This is a genomic window from Paenibacillus sp. AK002 (genome assembly GCF_053903045.1).
On sequence record NZ_CP096377.1, the window covers coordinates 4,414,534 to 4,429,331 of the forward strand.

A 14,798-nucleotide genomic window follows, 5' to 3' on the forward strand; every position below is an offset into this window, starting at 1 on the left:
GCTATCCCTCCACTTGAAAAATCGAATCCACAATGACAGGCAGCTGGTCCCGCAAGGATACCGCGCCGAATACGGATCTGGCGTGGATCCCTTGATCCCCGAACACCTCAAGCATCAAGTCCGAGAAACCATTCAAGACCATATGATGCTCTTCGTAATCGGTTGTTGCGTTAATGAAGCCCTGAACCTTAACCACCCGCTTCACTTTATCAAGCGATCCCAGGCCTTCCTTCAATACGGCCAAGACTTCGATTCCGGTCAACCGGGCATATTCGTATCCCTGCTCCGTTGTGTAATGCTCGCCCAATTTGCCCCTTGGCTGCCCGGATGGACCCTTGCCGGAAACATACATCAACCCGTTCACGATGACGTAGTTGGCATACTTGGCTGCCGGCAATCCGGCTTCTGGCAAGCTGATGCCCAGTTGCTGTAAACGTTCCTCCGCACAAACGGTCATTTGATCACTCCTAAAGGAAAATCATTCAAATTAAATTTCAATTATTGTATCACGGAATAACCGTTTTACAAGCAAAAAAAGACCAACCCCATTCATCGGGATTGGTCTTGGGTGTAACCTGTCTGCTCTTAGATCCGGAACGAATACGAAGCATAACGCTCCGCATTGTCAATCGCCTGCCACACGTCCGTCGTTTCTGCTCCCGGATACCAATAGGCATACCCGGCAATTCGGTATTTGGCGGCCATGAGATGTTTCCATGACAGGGAGCGGGAATCCTCGGTCCATATGCGATGCTGGATGCCTCTGCTGCTATAAGCTGCTTCATATTGCGCCACGCTGGCATTCCAAGTTAAGGAAGCCTGGGTCAGACGGATGCGATGTCCCTGTTCAATCAAACCGATATCCGACGAGGACACCGATGAAGCAATCTGCCAATCCCTCGTATAGAGCGGATACGCAATGATGCTCTTCTTAGCCGGGACTTGGGTCAGCAGCTTGCTCAGCGCGGATTCGCTCCATGGCAGTGAGGATACGGAGCCGGCTTTCGGCGAACCGCCCCAGTGCTGGTCATAACTCATGAGCACCATATAGTCCACTTGACTGCCAAGCGCCGCATAATCGAAGGCAGCCGTCCAATCCGTATTCAGATCAGGTGAAACATCAATGGATAACTTGGCTCCAAGCCGTTTCATTTCCATGGATAACTGCGTGATGAAGGCCGTCAGATTCTGCCTGTCCTCAGGCATGACGTTCTCAAAATCGATATTGATCCCATCCAATCGGTAGCGGGATACGCTCGCAGCGATGCTGTCTACGACAGACTTCCGGGACTGCGGACTGCTTAGAACCTGGTGGGTTCCTTCCGCATTCGCGCGGTTGCCCACCATAGCCCACACCTGCCGGCCATTGTTACGAGCCCAATTCAGCAGCTCGATGTCGGTGCTGTCCGACAGCTTCCCGTTAGACTCCATGTAATACCACCGCGGCACCAGCACATTCAATCCGGCCCGTTTGGCATAGGAGATATATTGCTTGGTCGAGCCATTGTACAACCAGCCCATATGAATATTCGCGGCCGGCTGGCTGTCGATCATGGATTTCACGTTTCCCGATTGAAGGACCCTGTCCAGCAGCATCGCCGTTTCTTCCCGGGTGATCGGGTCCAGCGGTCTGAATTGGCCTTGGCTTCCTTGCAGCCAGCCTGTTTTCGTCGCTTGGCCGACCGCACGCCAAGCCCACGCCGCGATCGATTCCGAATCCGTATAGTAGCCGGCGGAATATCCGTTATCGTATCCACTATCCTTCATGGCACGAATAACGATGACCGCGGCTTCCTGTCTTGTTATCGAAGCATTCGGAAAGAACTTGTAGCCGTTCCCCTCCACGATGGATAGATTAAGACCTGCATGAACCCAGCCGTAGTACCAAGCTGAACGGGATACGTCCTGAAAGGCGGGCAGATCGTTCGGAACAGGCTCCATGTTCAGCATTCTGGCAACCATAGCGATAAATTCGGCGCGCGTAACCGGATTTCGCGGCAAAAAAGCTCCTGTGCCATCCCCGCTTACGATGCCTCGCTTGGCCAGACGGTAAATCGCGTCTTTTGCAAAGCTGGACGAAATATCGTGAAAAGCGGTTGGGCTAGGAGCTTGAGCTGCTGATGCCTGAAGGGGGCTTATAAACGCTGTAAAAGACAAAAGGAAACAAAGTGACAGGATATATTTCTTCAAAGAGGCGCCTCGATTCTATCATCTGATATTCTCAGCATATCAGATGATGATAGAATCAGGCATTATGCATTTCTTGGTAATGTGGGCAACGGTCAAGGATTTAACAAGTTAAAACGACCGCGCCTATACCTTCGACCACAAGGGAATCCCGGCTCAATCCCTTCACATGCTCTTCGCCAAACAGAACCTTCCAATCGCCCAGCTCGGGTATCGTCAGGGAGGACGGTTTGCGTCCGGCATAATAGATCACATAAATATGCTCTGCCGGGTCGCCGCCCGCATGATCGCGAAGCGTGAAAGCAACGGCATGCTCCGGGCACGGCTCGAAATGAAGATGCTTTCGGATCGACGCTGCATCCCTCATTCTGAACCCCGGATGATTCCTGCGCAGCTGAACGAGCCGCTGGATGTACTTCACCCCGTCCTGGTGTTCCGATGCCATTCCCCAATCAAGCCGGTTCACCTCATCGCTGGCATTGTAGCTGTTCTCCACACCGTTCTTGGAGCGATAATACTCTTGGCCGGCGTGCAGGAAAGGAATGCCTTGGCTGGTAAGAATCATGGCCGATGACAGCCGGTGCATATCGCGGCGAACGGCATCCGACTCCCCATCCGTAGACAGCATGATTTTATCCCAAAGGGTATGGTTATCGTGACACTCCACATAATTCACGCACTGATCCGGCTCGGAAGCAAATGCCTTGATATCTTGGGAATACGGAATGCCGCCCACGATGCCTTGCTTCACCTTGTTTTGATATCCGACGCCGCCGCTCACAAAGCCTTTATAATCAAAATAAAAGATATCCCCTTTAACTGCATCACGGAAACCATCGTTAAAGTGCGCGATTCGCGGCATCAAGGCCGCTTGCTGCTGATTCGCCCGTTTCTTCTCGTCCAGCTCGGTTTTCATGACCCAGCCTTCGCCGATCGTAATGATGGAAGGATCGATTTCGTCCAGGCGCGCACGGATTTCATTCATCGTCTGCACATCCAGCAATCCCATCAGGTCAAAGCGGAAACCGTCCACCCGATACTCCTTCACCCAATGCAGGACGGATTCCACAATGAACTTCCGCATCATCGGACGCTCGGATGCCGTGTCATTGCCGCACCCGGATCCGTTGGAGAATTTGCCGTCTTTCGTGTAGCGGAGATAATATCCCGGCACCAGCTTCGTAAAGTTGACCAAATACCCGTCATAAACATGGTTATACACCACGTCCATGATGACCCGCAGGCCTTGTTCATGGAAGGTCTGAATCAGCTCCTTCAATTCACGGATCCGAACCTCCGGCACATACGGATCGGTAGCATACGAGCCTTCAGGAGCATTATAGTTCTTCGGGTCGTACCCCCAGTTGTACTGAGGCTCATGCAGCCTGGTCTCATCTACGCTTTCCGTTGCAAAATCATAAATCGGCAGCAGTTCCACGTGCGTGGCCCCCAGCTCAACGATATGATCAAGTCCTGTACGAATCCCTCCCGGCCCCCGGGTACCCGTCTCCGTCAGACCTTTAAACTTGCCCTTAAGCTCCACTCCGCTGTCCGGATGAATGGTGTAATCACGAACATGCAGTTCATAGATAACGGCATCCAGCGGGCTTTGGAACGGCGGTTTCTCGTCTGTCCAACGCTCGGGGTCGGTTTGGGCCATATCCACGATGTAAGCCCGATCTCCATTGACGCCTACGGCAGCCGCGTAGGGATCGACTGCTTCATTCCATTGATCCCCGATTAGCACCTGGTAGGTGTAGAACATCCCATGAAGATTCTCTTCTATTTTCAGCAGCCAGGTTCCCTTCACGTCGCGCGACATCGGGAAACGCCGTGCTTCTGACGTCTGCCAATCCGGGTACAGCAGCACGTAGGCCTCGCTGGCCGTGGGTGCCCACAGGCGAAACTTGGACTCTTGGGCTTGGTAGGTTAACCCCAGGTCGGTTCCGTCATAATAAAATAGCTTGTCAAATTCCTTATCAAAAACGGAGACGCCCCCGGTTACCGCGGGATCTCCGTAGTGAATAACAGCGTTGCTTTCTTTTTGTACCGACAAGATGTTCACTCCTCATTTAGGCTTCCGGTCAAGTTGCAGTCCTTCCACTTCTTCTTTTGTAATGGCACGGTTTCCATATCGGGCTTCCTCGTACAGCTCGATCAAGGACTGCGGAACACGATCCTTCCGTCCGTCCCATTCCTTAAGATCGTGTTCGGTCTCCCGCGGTGTAAGTGACGCTTTCCAATTATAGCCTTCCCTGATGCTTCGGGAAAGTATCAAACGATACATTTGTCGGATTTTCTCATTCAGCTGTTCCGGGCCTTCTCCTTCCCGATGCCTTCCGCCGATACGCACGCCGGACAACAGCCGTCGCAGCCGCTTGGATGCCGGGTCATGCTCTATATTCTCCACTTCGTCCTCATAGCCCAGTTGGGGCTGGACGTTCTGCCTGTTCATCATCCTGTTCATCCATGCGGAGAATTTTCTGTAGAGACTCGGCAGCACTTTACCAAACCGGAACAGAACGTATAGCATACCGATCCCGATAACGGTGAACACGCCATAAATCAGCACTTGCTCCAGGACTTTCATCCACTGGCTAGGCGGCTTGGTTTCTTCATCGAGAAACGGCATCTCGGGAGGAGGCTCCGACATTGAAGGCGGCTCCGGCGCTTGCTCTGCACCCGAACTGAACCATCCGGATATCCAGGCAGCGATCCCCCTCGCCATGTCGGAGACCCACTGCTGCAGCTGCGGAAGAAAAGCGACCAGCGCAATAAGGACCAGCAAAATGATGATAAACCAGCGATTGTAGCGCAGCACGCGCCGTTCCAGCACGGGCTGGTCATTGCCCGGCAGCGTTTCGTCCAGCACGTATTGCCGGTTGACGATCAGCAGGGTCAATCCTAACGCAGCCGCTCCCATCCAGGTCAGAGACGATATTCCGCCGCGGAAGGAGTCCATGAAACTGAGAAAAAAGCTGCTGACCCCGTACAGAATCAACCCGATCAGGAAGTATGTTCCCGGGAACATCAAATTCCAGTTCACCTGCTCCATTCGGCTTCCGCGAATACTGGCAATAAACAACAGCGGGATAACGTAAGCAAGGGCGATATCAACCCCTACAAAGGCAACGGATACAGCAACGGAAACCAGGCAAGCCCATACGAACGCTTTGAACTGACGATCCATGTTGAACCAATGTGCACCTGCGTAGCCCATGACGTACCCGCCTAAGACCAGGGCGGGCCATATCCATCGGTACGATTCAGGCAGCAGATAGAATGCCGGAATGAAGAGCACCGGGAAATACAATACGCACTCCACCAATCCCTGCCAAAAAGCCCTTATAAATCCGGAGCCTCGACGGGTCATGCGGACACCTCCTTCGCGGAAGACGGCACGTCGCGGAGAAGGAATACCTGGATCGTGTGCCCGTTATCCCGGAATCGCTGAAACATCTCTTCCAGCCTGGGACTGACGTAAGTGCTCAGAATGAGGATATCTTTAGCTTCTTCATGCCGCGACAGCTCGTGGGCCAAATAATCATGAAAAGAAAGCCGGCGGGTCAGCTCCAGTCTGGCCAGCATTTCGAATATCAGCTCCTGCTGCATCATGCCGCCTGCGACCGGAACGAATGCTTCATCGTTTGAATCCTCGCCAAGGGTTCCATTGGTCCCCATTCCGATCTCCATGCCCTGTGACAATAAATGCGCCGTAATGCCGGCTGCCAGGCGGATGCCATACTCAATGGCCTCCGGACGCGTTGCCTTGCTCCACATCTGCTCATGATCTTCAATATTCAAATAGATGAAGAGCCGGCTGTCCGCGGTCGTATCCCGCCTGTGAACCTGCAGGGTTCCCGTCCGTGCAGTCGCTTTCCATTGGATATCCTTCAGCGGATCACCGTCCCGATATTCGCGGACGCCCGATATCAGGAACGGATCCTCCATGATCCATCTGCGGACCAGCATCTCCCCCATCCAGGTCTGAACCGGCAGCTCCATGTCCGACGCATCCATCGGCATCGGATACACGATAATTCCGCCGGGCAGGGTCTTGCTCTGGACAACCGACTCCATGCCGACCAGATCCCCTGTCGTCATCGATACCGTTCCCAGCTTGTACAAACCTCTTCGTTTCGCGGTAATTCGATGTCTTCGAAGGATCTTGGTCCAAGGCAGCAGACTGAAGAAGCTCTTATGGTTCTGATTGAATTGCCCCTCGCTGATGTCCAGGTTCAATTGATTATCGAACGCCAGGCCCGAGCGGAACTGGGATTCTACCCGAAGCCAGGGCACCGGCAGCGCTTTACGGTTCTCGATGATTTCGATCAATTCCACGGAATCTCCCTCATAGCAGGTCGATACCTTGAAGGAACGGCTGTAGTTCAGCTTTTGGAGTGCCGTCCGTTTGAAAATCTTGCCCTGCACGACTACAACCACAGCAGCGATCAACAATATCCAGTAGGCTCCCATCGCCATCGCCCCCTACGACGAGATGCCTTCTTCTGTCGGTACGGCAACCTGCTGCAGCAATCGTTCGATCACTTCTTCTGACGCAGTCGCGCCGCCGCGGTTGTGGAGCGTCCCCCGCAGCTTCAAGCGGTGAGCCCACGTCGGCACGGCGAGCTCCTTCACGTCATCAGGCGTAACAAACTCTCTCCCGTTCAGGACGGCCTGTACCTGCACCGCTTTCAATAATGCCTGGCAGCCCCTCGGGCTTACGCCGGAGGCGACGGCTTCATCCCGTCTCGAATGCTCGGAAAGTTCGACGATATAAGCCAACATCTCATCGCTGACATGTACTTTGCTGACGATATGCCTGGCTTGTACGATGCTGTCGGACGCTGCGATGGCCGTCAGGGATTCCAGCGGCTGTTCGTCTTTGAATCGCTTCAAAATATTCACGCTTTCCTCCGAGGTAGGATACCCCATGTTCAATTTGAATAAAAATCGGTCCAGCTGTGCCTCCGGCAGCGGAAACGTTCCTTGCTGCTCCAACGGGTTCTGCGTAGCGATGACCAGAAACGGTTCTTTCAGTTGATGGGTTACTCCGTCGATGCTGATCTGGCGCTCCTCCATGCACTCGAGCAGACTGGACTGCGTACGAGGCGTCGCTCTGTTGATTTCATCGGCGAGCAGGATATTGGTGAACAGCGGACCGGGACGGAATTCAAACGTCGCGGATTGTTGATTATAGAAATAAATGCCGCTCAGATCGGACGGCAGCAAATCCGGCGTAAACTGTACCCGCTTAAACGTGCAATCAATCGACCTGGAGATGGATTTGGCCAACAGCGTCTTCCCGGTTCCCGGAACATCTTCCAGCAGTACATGACCCGATGTGACCATGGCAATAAACAATCTGTCAATCAGCTGCTCCTTGCCTACCATAACTTTGGAAACGTTTGCCCGAATGTCGTCGGCAAGACGGCGGACGCCATGATAATCTGTAATGATTGTAACCACCCCTTATGTAGTTTTACTTAACAACAAAGTTCGTCACGACCTCCCATAATTCCTGTTATTCGGGACAAAATAAGACCGATTGGCCAAGTTTGGCCAAGCCTTCACTGACCAGGGCGCGTCTCTTCCAAAAACGCCAAGAAGCCGTCCAATGACGGCTCCCGGGAATTCACCTTCACTGATGATACCCATGCCGTGTTGTATTAGCCGGTAAGTTGAAGCCTATTTTACTCTGCCGGCCTGTTCTCCTCTGCGGTGGAATTCGAGCCGCTTTCCGGAATCAACAGTTTAGCCAGCTCCGATTCCGCCTGCTCGCGGCTGTCGATCCGGATGTCGATATAATGCTTAACCTCAGGCCCCTTTGCATAAAACGGTTCCAGAGAGGCAGCCCATTTCTTATAGTCCGGGTGCCCGCGGAAGCCGATCAGGTGATCCTTAATGCCGCTCCAGCGGACAAGGAATATATATTCATCCCGGTTCTCCACGCACTTGTGAAGTTCATGGCCTACATACCCCTTTTTGGATAGCAATACGCCGGAAGCCTCCCGAAATGCACTTTCGAATTCGCTTGCCAGCCCAGGTTTAATATAAAGAATGGCAGATTCCAATATCATAACGTTCCCCCTCTTTCGCATCGATCCGATCAACGGTAAGGCAGTGCTTCAGATTTCGCAGCACCAGGCTATGAAAACAAGTAGGTGCAGTCCAAGTATATGCTGGTATAATGAGAAGAATGAATATACGAATGAGGATGAGACTAACATGGCATTCGGCATCTCGAAGCAGGAATTACAGCAATGGAAACAGAAAGTCGCCAATGGCGATATCGCGTTTTTAACCCATTATTGGTACGATAAGCGGTTTCCGCAATTCCATACCGTAACCAAAGTAGGCTGCTCGGATATTCAGCGCCTGAAGGACTGGTGCATATCCAATGGATTAAATCCGCAGTATATCCATCACCGCCAGCCATATCCGCATTTTGACCTGATCGGTCCCAAGCAAACGGAATTGCTGCAAAAATATAAACTCGAAGATCATATCACGAGATTCGGTCTGTCATAACGTCTAGTCCCTCGACTTGAATTAAGTTGACAATCCGCTCATAGTACCGGAAAACCCGCCTTGATCCACGGTATCGCCCTTACATCCCGTGCCCGATCAGGCGGGTTCTTTAGTCATCATGTCATGGCCTGGACCATGCGAATGTTCCAGCCTGACTCCTAACATTATGTTACGGCTTGGCTTGACATCTTCTTCAGCGTTTTATGGATCCAGATCGCAGCCGTTGCGCCTTCCCCCATCGCCACGGTGGTTAATTCGGAATGGACGCCCAGGTCGCCTGCAGCCCACAGCAGTTCGACGCTCGTCATTTTGGATCGGGGATCGGTCTTCACATGCCGATTGTGCTCCAATTCCGCCCCCAACTGCTCGGCCAATTCGGAAAAGATCATGTTCCCGCCAAAGGATATGAAACCGCGCTCCGCGCGGATGATGCTGCCGTCTTCCAGCACGACAGCCGATAGGATGCCTCCTTCCTCCTGAATTTCGGTTACTCTTTTCTCTATATAAGGAATCCCAAGATTCGCTAACTGCGTCATGTTCTCGGACGAAGCCGGCTGTCCTTCATGATTGACATAGATGATTTCCTTCGCCCGCTCGGATAACAAAATGGCCATATTGGCACCGGGATCGCCCGATCCCAGCACAACGGTTTTTCGATCCTGAATTTCATATCCGTCGCAATCGGGACATACAAAAACGGAGGTGCCCAGCGTAGACATCAGGCCCGGCAGCTTGGGAAAGCGGTCCATCAAGCCTGTTGCAAGCAGCATGCTTTTTGCCCTGTACCTGGTTCCGTCTTTACCGGTTAACACAAAACACTTCGCTTCATCCCGTTCGGCCTTCCGTATATCATCGGCTGCAAACGTAACGCCCACGGCCTCCGCCTGCTTCCGCCCTCGCTGTCTGAGTTCTTCACCGGACACCCCTTCCGGCCATCCTAGTATGTTGCGGTAGCTCTTGCAGATGGTGGAACGCCCCGTTCCCCGGTCGATGACCAGTACATCGTAGGCCGAATACCGTCCCAGTTGTATAGCTGCCTGCAGACCTGCAATTCCGCCGCCAACAATAATGCAATCTTTCACGTCTCTGTCCATCATGTAGGTTTATCCACTCATTTCTGTATCGAATTAAGAGCTGAAAACTCTTGTGATCAACGCATGCTTCCCGAATAGAGATACACCCTAATATTTAACCAATCCGATGCGATTTACTCCTGATCAATCAAATAACCCCCGGCACACCGTGCCGAGGGCTATTCAATAAGGCCTTCACAGGAGAAACTGTCCCGCTAATGCGCCAATGATGACAACAAGCCACGGGGGACTCTTCCAGAACATCAGCATCCCGAACAGTCCCGCGCCGATCACAAATTCAAGCGGGCCGTGGATGGAGGAAGTCCATATGGGATGGTACAAAGCGGCCAGCAGAATTCCGACCACAGCCGCGTTCATGCCTGTCAGCATGCCCTGCAGCTTCGGGTTTCTTCTGATACCGTTCCAGAATGGCATGGCTCCTACAATGAGCAGAAATCCGGGCAAAAAGATGGCAAGCGTGGCAACGATGCCTCCGGGTATTCCCTGAATCAGGACCCCAAGATAAGCGGCAAATGTAAACAACGGGCCAGGTACCGCTTGTGTCGCCCCGTAACCGGTTAGAAAATCCTCTTTAGACATCCATCCGTTCAGTACCGTCTCGCTCTCCAGCAGCGGAAGAACGACATGCCCTCCGCCGAATACAAGCGATCCGGCACGGTAGAAGCTGTCCACAATGGCTACCCATCCATTATCGGTGATCCCTTTAAGGAGCGGGAGACCTACCAACAGAACGACAAACGCTCCCAGGCAAAAGAGTCCGGCTCTCCGTCCGATCGGCATTTTCATCACGGGTGTTGCCTCTTCGTTTGCTTGACGCTTGAATAGCCACAGTCCCGACAGGCCGGCGAGAGCGATCACCGCCACTTGAGTCACGGGACTCTGCCACAGCAGCACGACTGCCATGGCGATTAACGCTACAGCCGCCCGGACAGGGCCTGAGGCCAGCTTTCCTGCCATTCCGAGTACCGCTTGCGCTACGATGGCTACGGCGACGATTTTAAGCCCCTGAATCCAACCTGCCGAGCCGGGATCGAAGGTTTGCATGAGATAGGCAAAAATCATAAGCATGAGCACGGACGGCAGCGTGAAGCCGAGCCAGGCGACAAGTCCGCCCCAGAGTCCGGCTCTCATAACCCCTACGCCAATGCCTACCTGGCTGCTGGCAGGTCCGGGAAGGAACTGGGCCAAAGCCACCAGATCCGCGTAGCTTTTCTCATCCAGCCATTGTTTCCGCCGTACATAGGTCTGGTGGAAATATCCGAGATGGGCAATCGGCCCGCCAAATGAAGTAAGCCCCAACTGCAGAGCAGTCCACCAGGTTTCGCCGAGCGCACGCCACCTTCCAGACGGTTGGCTGTTGCCAACTTGAGACTGTGTTTGCTCTTTATCTGTCTGTAGATTCAAGATACCATCGCTCCCCGTTTGCTTGGTGTAATGTAATAGAACTCTTAACCCGTTCAGTCTTAAGTATACAGATCATCTTTATCAAATTTCAGAGTATACCATATTCTCATGATCAATCTACCCATTTATGTAAACGTAATGTAAAATTTTCAGAACCTTTGAGTGCTATCGTTCGAAAGTCCGCACATGCATTAAAAAAGAGCGACCCAACTGGAGTATCTCCATGGATCGCTCTTCATATTGTTCTTATAGCAAGATGCATCACCGGATGCTGACTTCTGCAGCTTTAAGCCTCCGTCTTCGTTTCGTCCGGAACGGACAGATAACCTGGCTTCGCTGCCCCAAAACCAAAGATGAACAACACCACGACAACGGCGGACAGCACCGTCAGAGGCACCTTCCATCCTCCCGTTGCGTCATGCAGGAACCCGATCAGCATCGGACCGACGGCAGCCAGCAAATAACCCAGCGACTGGGCCATGCCCGATAACGCGGCGGCTTCGTGGGCCGTTTTGGTACGAAGGGTGAAGAACATCAGGGACAAACTGAAATTCGCCCCACCCGAAATACCTACCAGCATCACCCATAGGAGATTCAACGAAGACATGCCGGATAACAAACCGGCATAACCGATCAGCATGGACAATGCAGAGATCGTTACCAATACACGCTGGTTCGGATTCCGGCCGGCCAGGACAGGAATGATGAAGGAAAATGGCAGGCTGACAAATTGGAGAATCGAGAGCATCCATCCTGCGGCGCTGTAATCCATGCCTTGGCTTCTCAGAATCTCGGGCAGCCATGAGATGTTCACGTAGAACGTAAACGATTGAAGCCCCATAAATAAAGTAATATACCAAGCAAGCGGCGACTTCAGCACGCTCTGCTGCTTCGAAGCAGCCGAACTGACCTCAGCGGTTTTTCCGGAACTGCGGCGCTGGATCAGCCATACGATCATCGCCAATATGGACAAGGATCCCCAAATTAACAGGGAGCCCTGCCAACCAAGCCCGGCTTGGGTAGCCAGCGGAATGCTGACCCCCGAGGCAATCGCGGCGAGCAGGTTCATCGAGGCAGAGTAGGTGCCTGTCATCAAACCGATATGGCGCGGGAAGTCCCGCTTGACCAGACTCGGGAGCAGCACGTTCCCTACGGCTATGGCCATACCTAGAAAGGCGGTACCTATCAACAGCGTGTAGGGAGACGATATCGAGCGTATGCCGATGCCGAAAGTCAGCACGACCATACTCAGCAGAAGGGTTGTCTCCAGTCCCCACTTTTTGGCCATGGCCGGCGCCATCGGCGACAGTAAAGCAAAGGCTAATAGCGGCAGCGTTGTCAGCATGCCTGCCAATGTGTTCGAAATTCCCGTATCCTCTCGAATAATTCCGATCAGCGGACCTACCGAAGTGATCGCCGCCCTGAGGTTAATGGCAATAAGGATAATGCCTGCAAAGATCAACCATGTGCGCCCTGTGGAATTGGTGTTTGGATCTATCGATGTTCTTGATGTCATGACATGGACTCCTTACTTTTCATCCGATATGTAAAAATAAACTTATCCGAGTTTATCACAAACCCGGACTTTAGGCCATAGCCCCGGGAGGTCAACATCCTGGCGGCAATGTCATGTAATAACGCATGGACGCACCGAAGAGCCCTACACAACCGGGCTCCAGGCATACACGGATAATTTTTGGACATCGCGAATCAATTCATTGTACCGGTTCAGGATATCCTCGGTTGCAGCATGGCGGAACTGCTCAAAGATCCCCATGCAGCGCAGCATCCCTCTGTCACTATTGATTTTTATCGAGTACTCCATGCTGTCAACGATATAAACTAAACCACGGTTAAACTTTTTGGAGTTCAAATAGTATATGCCTAGCTCGGTAAGGAGGCGAGCATGTTGATTCATCGTAACTTGCTCACTTACCTTGCCTAGTTGATTTCGTTGTGGTTTATATATTAGATACTCCCGAAACCGCTCTATAATATAATCGATGTTGATGCGATGTCGATTAGCTGCTACCACAATATTGCATAAGGCCGGAAAAATTTCATCAGTTCTGGATTCAACATAGTTTACATATTCACAAAGAGCGTCAGAATGTCCAGACATTAACCTATATAGGTAACGATTCGCTCTCGCCCATTCTTTAAACTGTTTAATAATTATTATTTCCTGTTCTGAGGGCGTCTTTATCCAATCCGGGTTCTCATACAGGGACAGGTAACTTAATGCTTCTCCAAAGTTTCCAGATTCACGATAGACACTCGCCAGAATGAGAAATGAATAGAGTATGTAAAAAACTACAGGCTTTTCCTGTTCATCATTCATGATTGCAGTGTTAAAGTTATTCTTATATTGCAGTCTTGCTATTTGACCCATTTTTTTAGCTAGGACTTCCACAGTATCCCACCGTAGAAGTGAAATGTTCACATTAATAAGTTTTCTATATGCGTCTAATTGGTAATTTTCATCTAGCCTATTGATATATTGCTCAAATGATACTGCCAGTTTTAAGTTATCATCCACGTTATCACTTAACCCCACCATAAAGAGACGATAGTGACATAGTGCAAGCCTTTCTGAGTGCTGGAATTTTTCACTTTCAGCCACACATTCATAAAGCAATGCAGCAGCTTTATACTTTTCTTCTTTAAAAAACACCTCCGCCATTTCGAAAAGCATTGATGCGTAATTGATGTTTTCCAACGTCATTCGTGCAGCTCTATGCAAAGAATCCAATTTATCCAGTTCAGCACATCGCTCAAGAAAAGGCCTCAGCCTCCGCCAATCCGGAGTGGTATGGAAAATACTTTCCGTTATGTAAAGATTGTAGAAATGCCCCTCTTCCAGACCCATCCCTTCGGTAATCCGGTCTAACTGGTGCATGGACATGGGACGATTACCATTCAAAATATTACTAAGTGTTCCGCTGTTAATGCCGGATATCCTCGCAAATTGGTTAATCGTCATACGATGATTCTGCAAATACCTTACTATTTCTCCGCGAATCGTGGCTGTCGTCTCCAAGTAACAACACCCCCAGATGGAAAACCAAATATTAGTAATTAAATGCTATTATTTTATAACATTAGAATCAACCATTTTTATGATTTAAATTTGAAATAAATAGTTTAGATCCCTTCCTCACTTTAACTGTAAATGATCAAGACACAAATAAAAGATGACTTCAGAATATCCGAAGCCATCACTTTATGAGATCATCTTCTATAAAATTTATTAAGATAGCTAAAAGCAAGCATAAAAAACTTAAGTTGTTCCTATTCCATGATTACTTAAAGACTTCATCATTTCATTAGGGATATTACTTTCTGCATTTACAATTAAACTTGGAGTTGCAATCGTTAAAATAATGCTACAGAGGATAAATAGAGAAGCCAATCTTCTTTTCATTAATGTATTCACCTCGCTAATTGATTTTATCGCATTTTTTGTTCAATTTAGTGGAAAACGACGAAACTTCGCATATATTCACGAATTACGCCTTGTATAATTGTAATAGAATCTACCAGGCTTTCCAAGATAATTATGCTACATTATGATAACAAAAA

General features: G+C 50.8%; 13 protein-coding genes. 1 reads left to right on the forward strand and 12 read right to left on the reverse strand.

Features of this window, described 5'->3' with window-relative positions; genetic code table 11:
• Position 1: 1 nt before the first annotated feature.
• The 7 genes from M1D70_RS19495 to M1D70_RS19525 form a co-directional block, all read right to left on the reverse strand.
• Positions 2-457, reverse strand: a complete 456-nt coding sequence (locus M1D70_RS19495; protein WP_009590671.1) for a RidA family protein — start codon at positions 455-457, stop codon at positions 2-4.
• Positions 458-585: 128 nt separating this feature from the next.
• A complete protein-coding gene (locus M1D70_RS19500; protein ID WP_456287714.1) occupies positions 586-2,157 on the reverse strand; it encodes an S-layer homology domain-containing protein in 1,572 nt (523 codons plus the stop codon).
• A gap of 133 nt (positions 2,158-2,290) precedes the next feature.
• The gene (pulA, locus tag M1D70_RS19505; protein ID WP_456287715.1) at positions 2,291-4,243 is read right to left on the reverse strand and encodes a type I pullulanase; all 1,953 of its coding nucleotides are present in this window, start codon (positions 4,241-4,243) and stop codon (positions 2,291-2,293) included.
• A 12-nt stretch (positions 4,244-4,255) separates the two neighbouring features.
• Complete coding sequence (locus M1D70_RS19510) at positions 4,256-5,560, reverse strand: DUF4129 domain-containing protein (RefSeq protein WP_456287716.1); 1,305 nt, start codon at positions 5,558-5,560, stop codon at positions 4,256-4,258.
• Positions 5,557-6,663 (reverse strand): DUF58 domain-containing protein, encoded by a 1,107-nt coding sequence (locus M1D70_RS19515; RefSeq protein WP_009590621.1) that lies wholly within the window; start codon positions 6,661-6,663, stop codon positions 5,557-5,559. The genes M1D70_RS19510 and M1D70_RS19515 overlap by 4 nt, the downstream gene beginning before the upstream one ends.
• A 12-nt stretch (positions 6,664-6,675) precedes the next feature.
• Complete coding sequence (locus M1D70_RS19520) at positions 6,676-7,656, reverse strand: AAA family ATPase (RefSeq protein ID WP_009590729.1); 981 nt, start codon at positions 7,654-7,656, stop codon at positions 6,676-6,678.
• 224 nt (positions 7,657-7,880) lie between these two features.
• On the reverse strand, positions 7,881-8,267 hold the full coding sequence (locus M1D70_RS19525) for an antibiotic biosynthesis monooxygenase family protein (RefSeq protein WP_009590632.1): 387 nt from the start codon (positions 8,265-8,267) through the stop codon (positions 7,881-7,883).
• Positions 8,268-8,415: 148 nt separating this feature from the next.
• On the opposite strand from M1D70_RS19525, the gene M1D70_RS19530 reads away from it, so the two are divergent.
• Entirely contained in the window at positions 8,416-8,718 is a 303-nt protein-coding gene (locus tag M1D70_RS19530) for a hypothetical protein (protein WP_456287717.1), read from the forward strand.
• Positions 8,719-8,882: 164 nt separating this feature from the next.
• Here the strand turns inward: M1D70_RS19530 and M1D70_RS19535 are convergent, their stop codons facing one another.
• From M1D70_RS19535 to M1D70_RS19555, 5 genes are all read right to left on the reverse strand, one after another.
• The gene (locus M1D70_RS19535) at positions 8,883-9,815 is read right to left on the reverse strand and encodes an NAD(P)/FAD-dependent oxidoreductase (RefSeq protein ID WP_456287718.1); all 933 of its coding nucleotides are present in this window, start codon (positions 9,813-9,815) and stop codon (positions 8,883-8,885) included.
• A 171-nt stretch (positions 9,816-9,986) separates the two neighbouring features.
• The gene (locus M1D70_RS19540; RefSeq protein WP_009590732.1) at positions 9,987-11,216 is read right to left on the reverse strand and encodes a chromate transporter; all 1,230 of its coding nucleotides are present in this window, start codon (positions 11,214-11,216) and stop codon (positions 9,987-9,989) included.
• 286 nt (positions 11,217-11,502) lie between these two features.
• Positions 11,503-12,732: a CynX/NimT family MFS transporter gene (locus M1D70_RS19545; RefSeq protein WP_145037714.1), complete on the reverse strand. Its 1,230-nt coding sequence runs from the start codon at positions 12,730-12,732 to the stop codon at positions 11,503-11,505.
• 144 nt (positions 12,733-12,876) lie between these two features.
• Entirely contained in the window at positions 12,877-14,256 is a 1,380-nt protein-coding gene (locus M1D70_RS19550) for a helix-turn-helix domain-containing protein (protein ID WP_456287719.1), read from the reverse strand.
• A gap of 240 nt (positions 14,257-14,496) precedes the next feature.
• Positions 14,497-14,640: a hypothetical protein gene (locus tag M1D70_RS19555; RefSeq protein WP_375120262.1), complete on the reverse strand. Its 144-nt coding sequence runs from the start codon at positions 14,638-14,640 to the stop codon at positions 14,497-14,499.
• Positions 14,641-14,798 lie beyond the last annotated feature (158 nt).

Coding starts and splice junctions, on each gene's coding strand:
- M1D70_RS19515 (WP_009590621.1), bottom strand. CDS start 6,663: ATGGGAGCCTACTGGATATTGTTGATCGCTGCTGTGGTTGTAGTCGTG.
- M1D70_RS19525 (WP_009590632.1), bottom strand. CDS start 8,267: ATGATATTGGAATCTGCCATTCTTTATATTAAACCTGGGCTGGCAAGC.
- M1D70_RS19510 (WP_456287716.1), bottom strand. CDS start 5,560: ATGACCCGTCGAGGCTCCGGATTTATAAGGGCTTTTTGGCAGGGATTG.
- M1D70_RS19535 (WP_456287718.1), bottom strand. CDS start 9,815: ATGATGGACAGAGACGTGAAAGATTGCATTATTGTTGGCGGCGGAATT.
- M1D70_RS19495 (WP_009590671.1), bottom strand. CDS start 457: ATGACCGTTTGTGCGGAGGAACGTTTACAGCAACTGGGCATCAGCTTG.
- M1D70_RS19545 (WP_145037714.1), bottom strand. CDS start 12,732: ATGACATCAAGAACATCGATAGATCCAAACACCAATTCCACAGGGCGC.
- M1D70_RS19555 (WP_375120262.1), bottom strand. CDS start 14,640: ATGAAAAGAAGATTGGCTTCTCTATTTATCCTCTGTAGCATTATTTTA.
- M1D70_RS19530 (WP_456287717.1), top strand. CDS start 8,416: ATGGCATTCGGCATCTCGAAGCAGGAATTACAGCAATGGAAACAGAAA.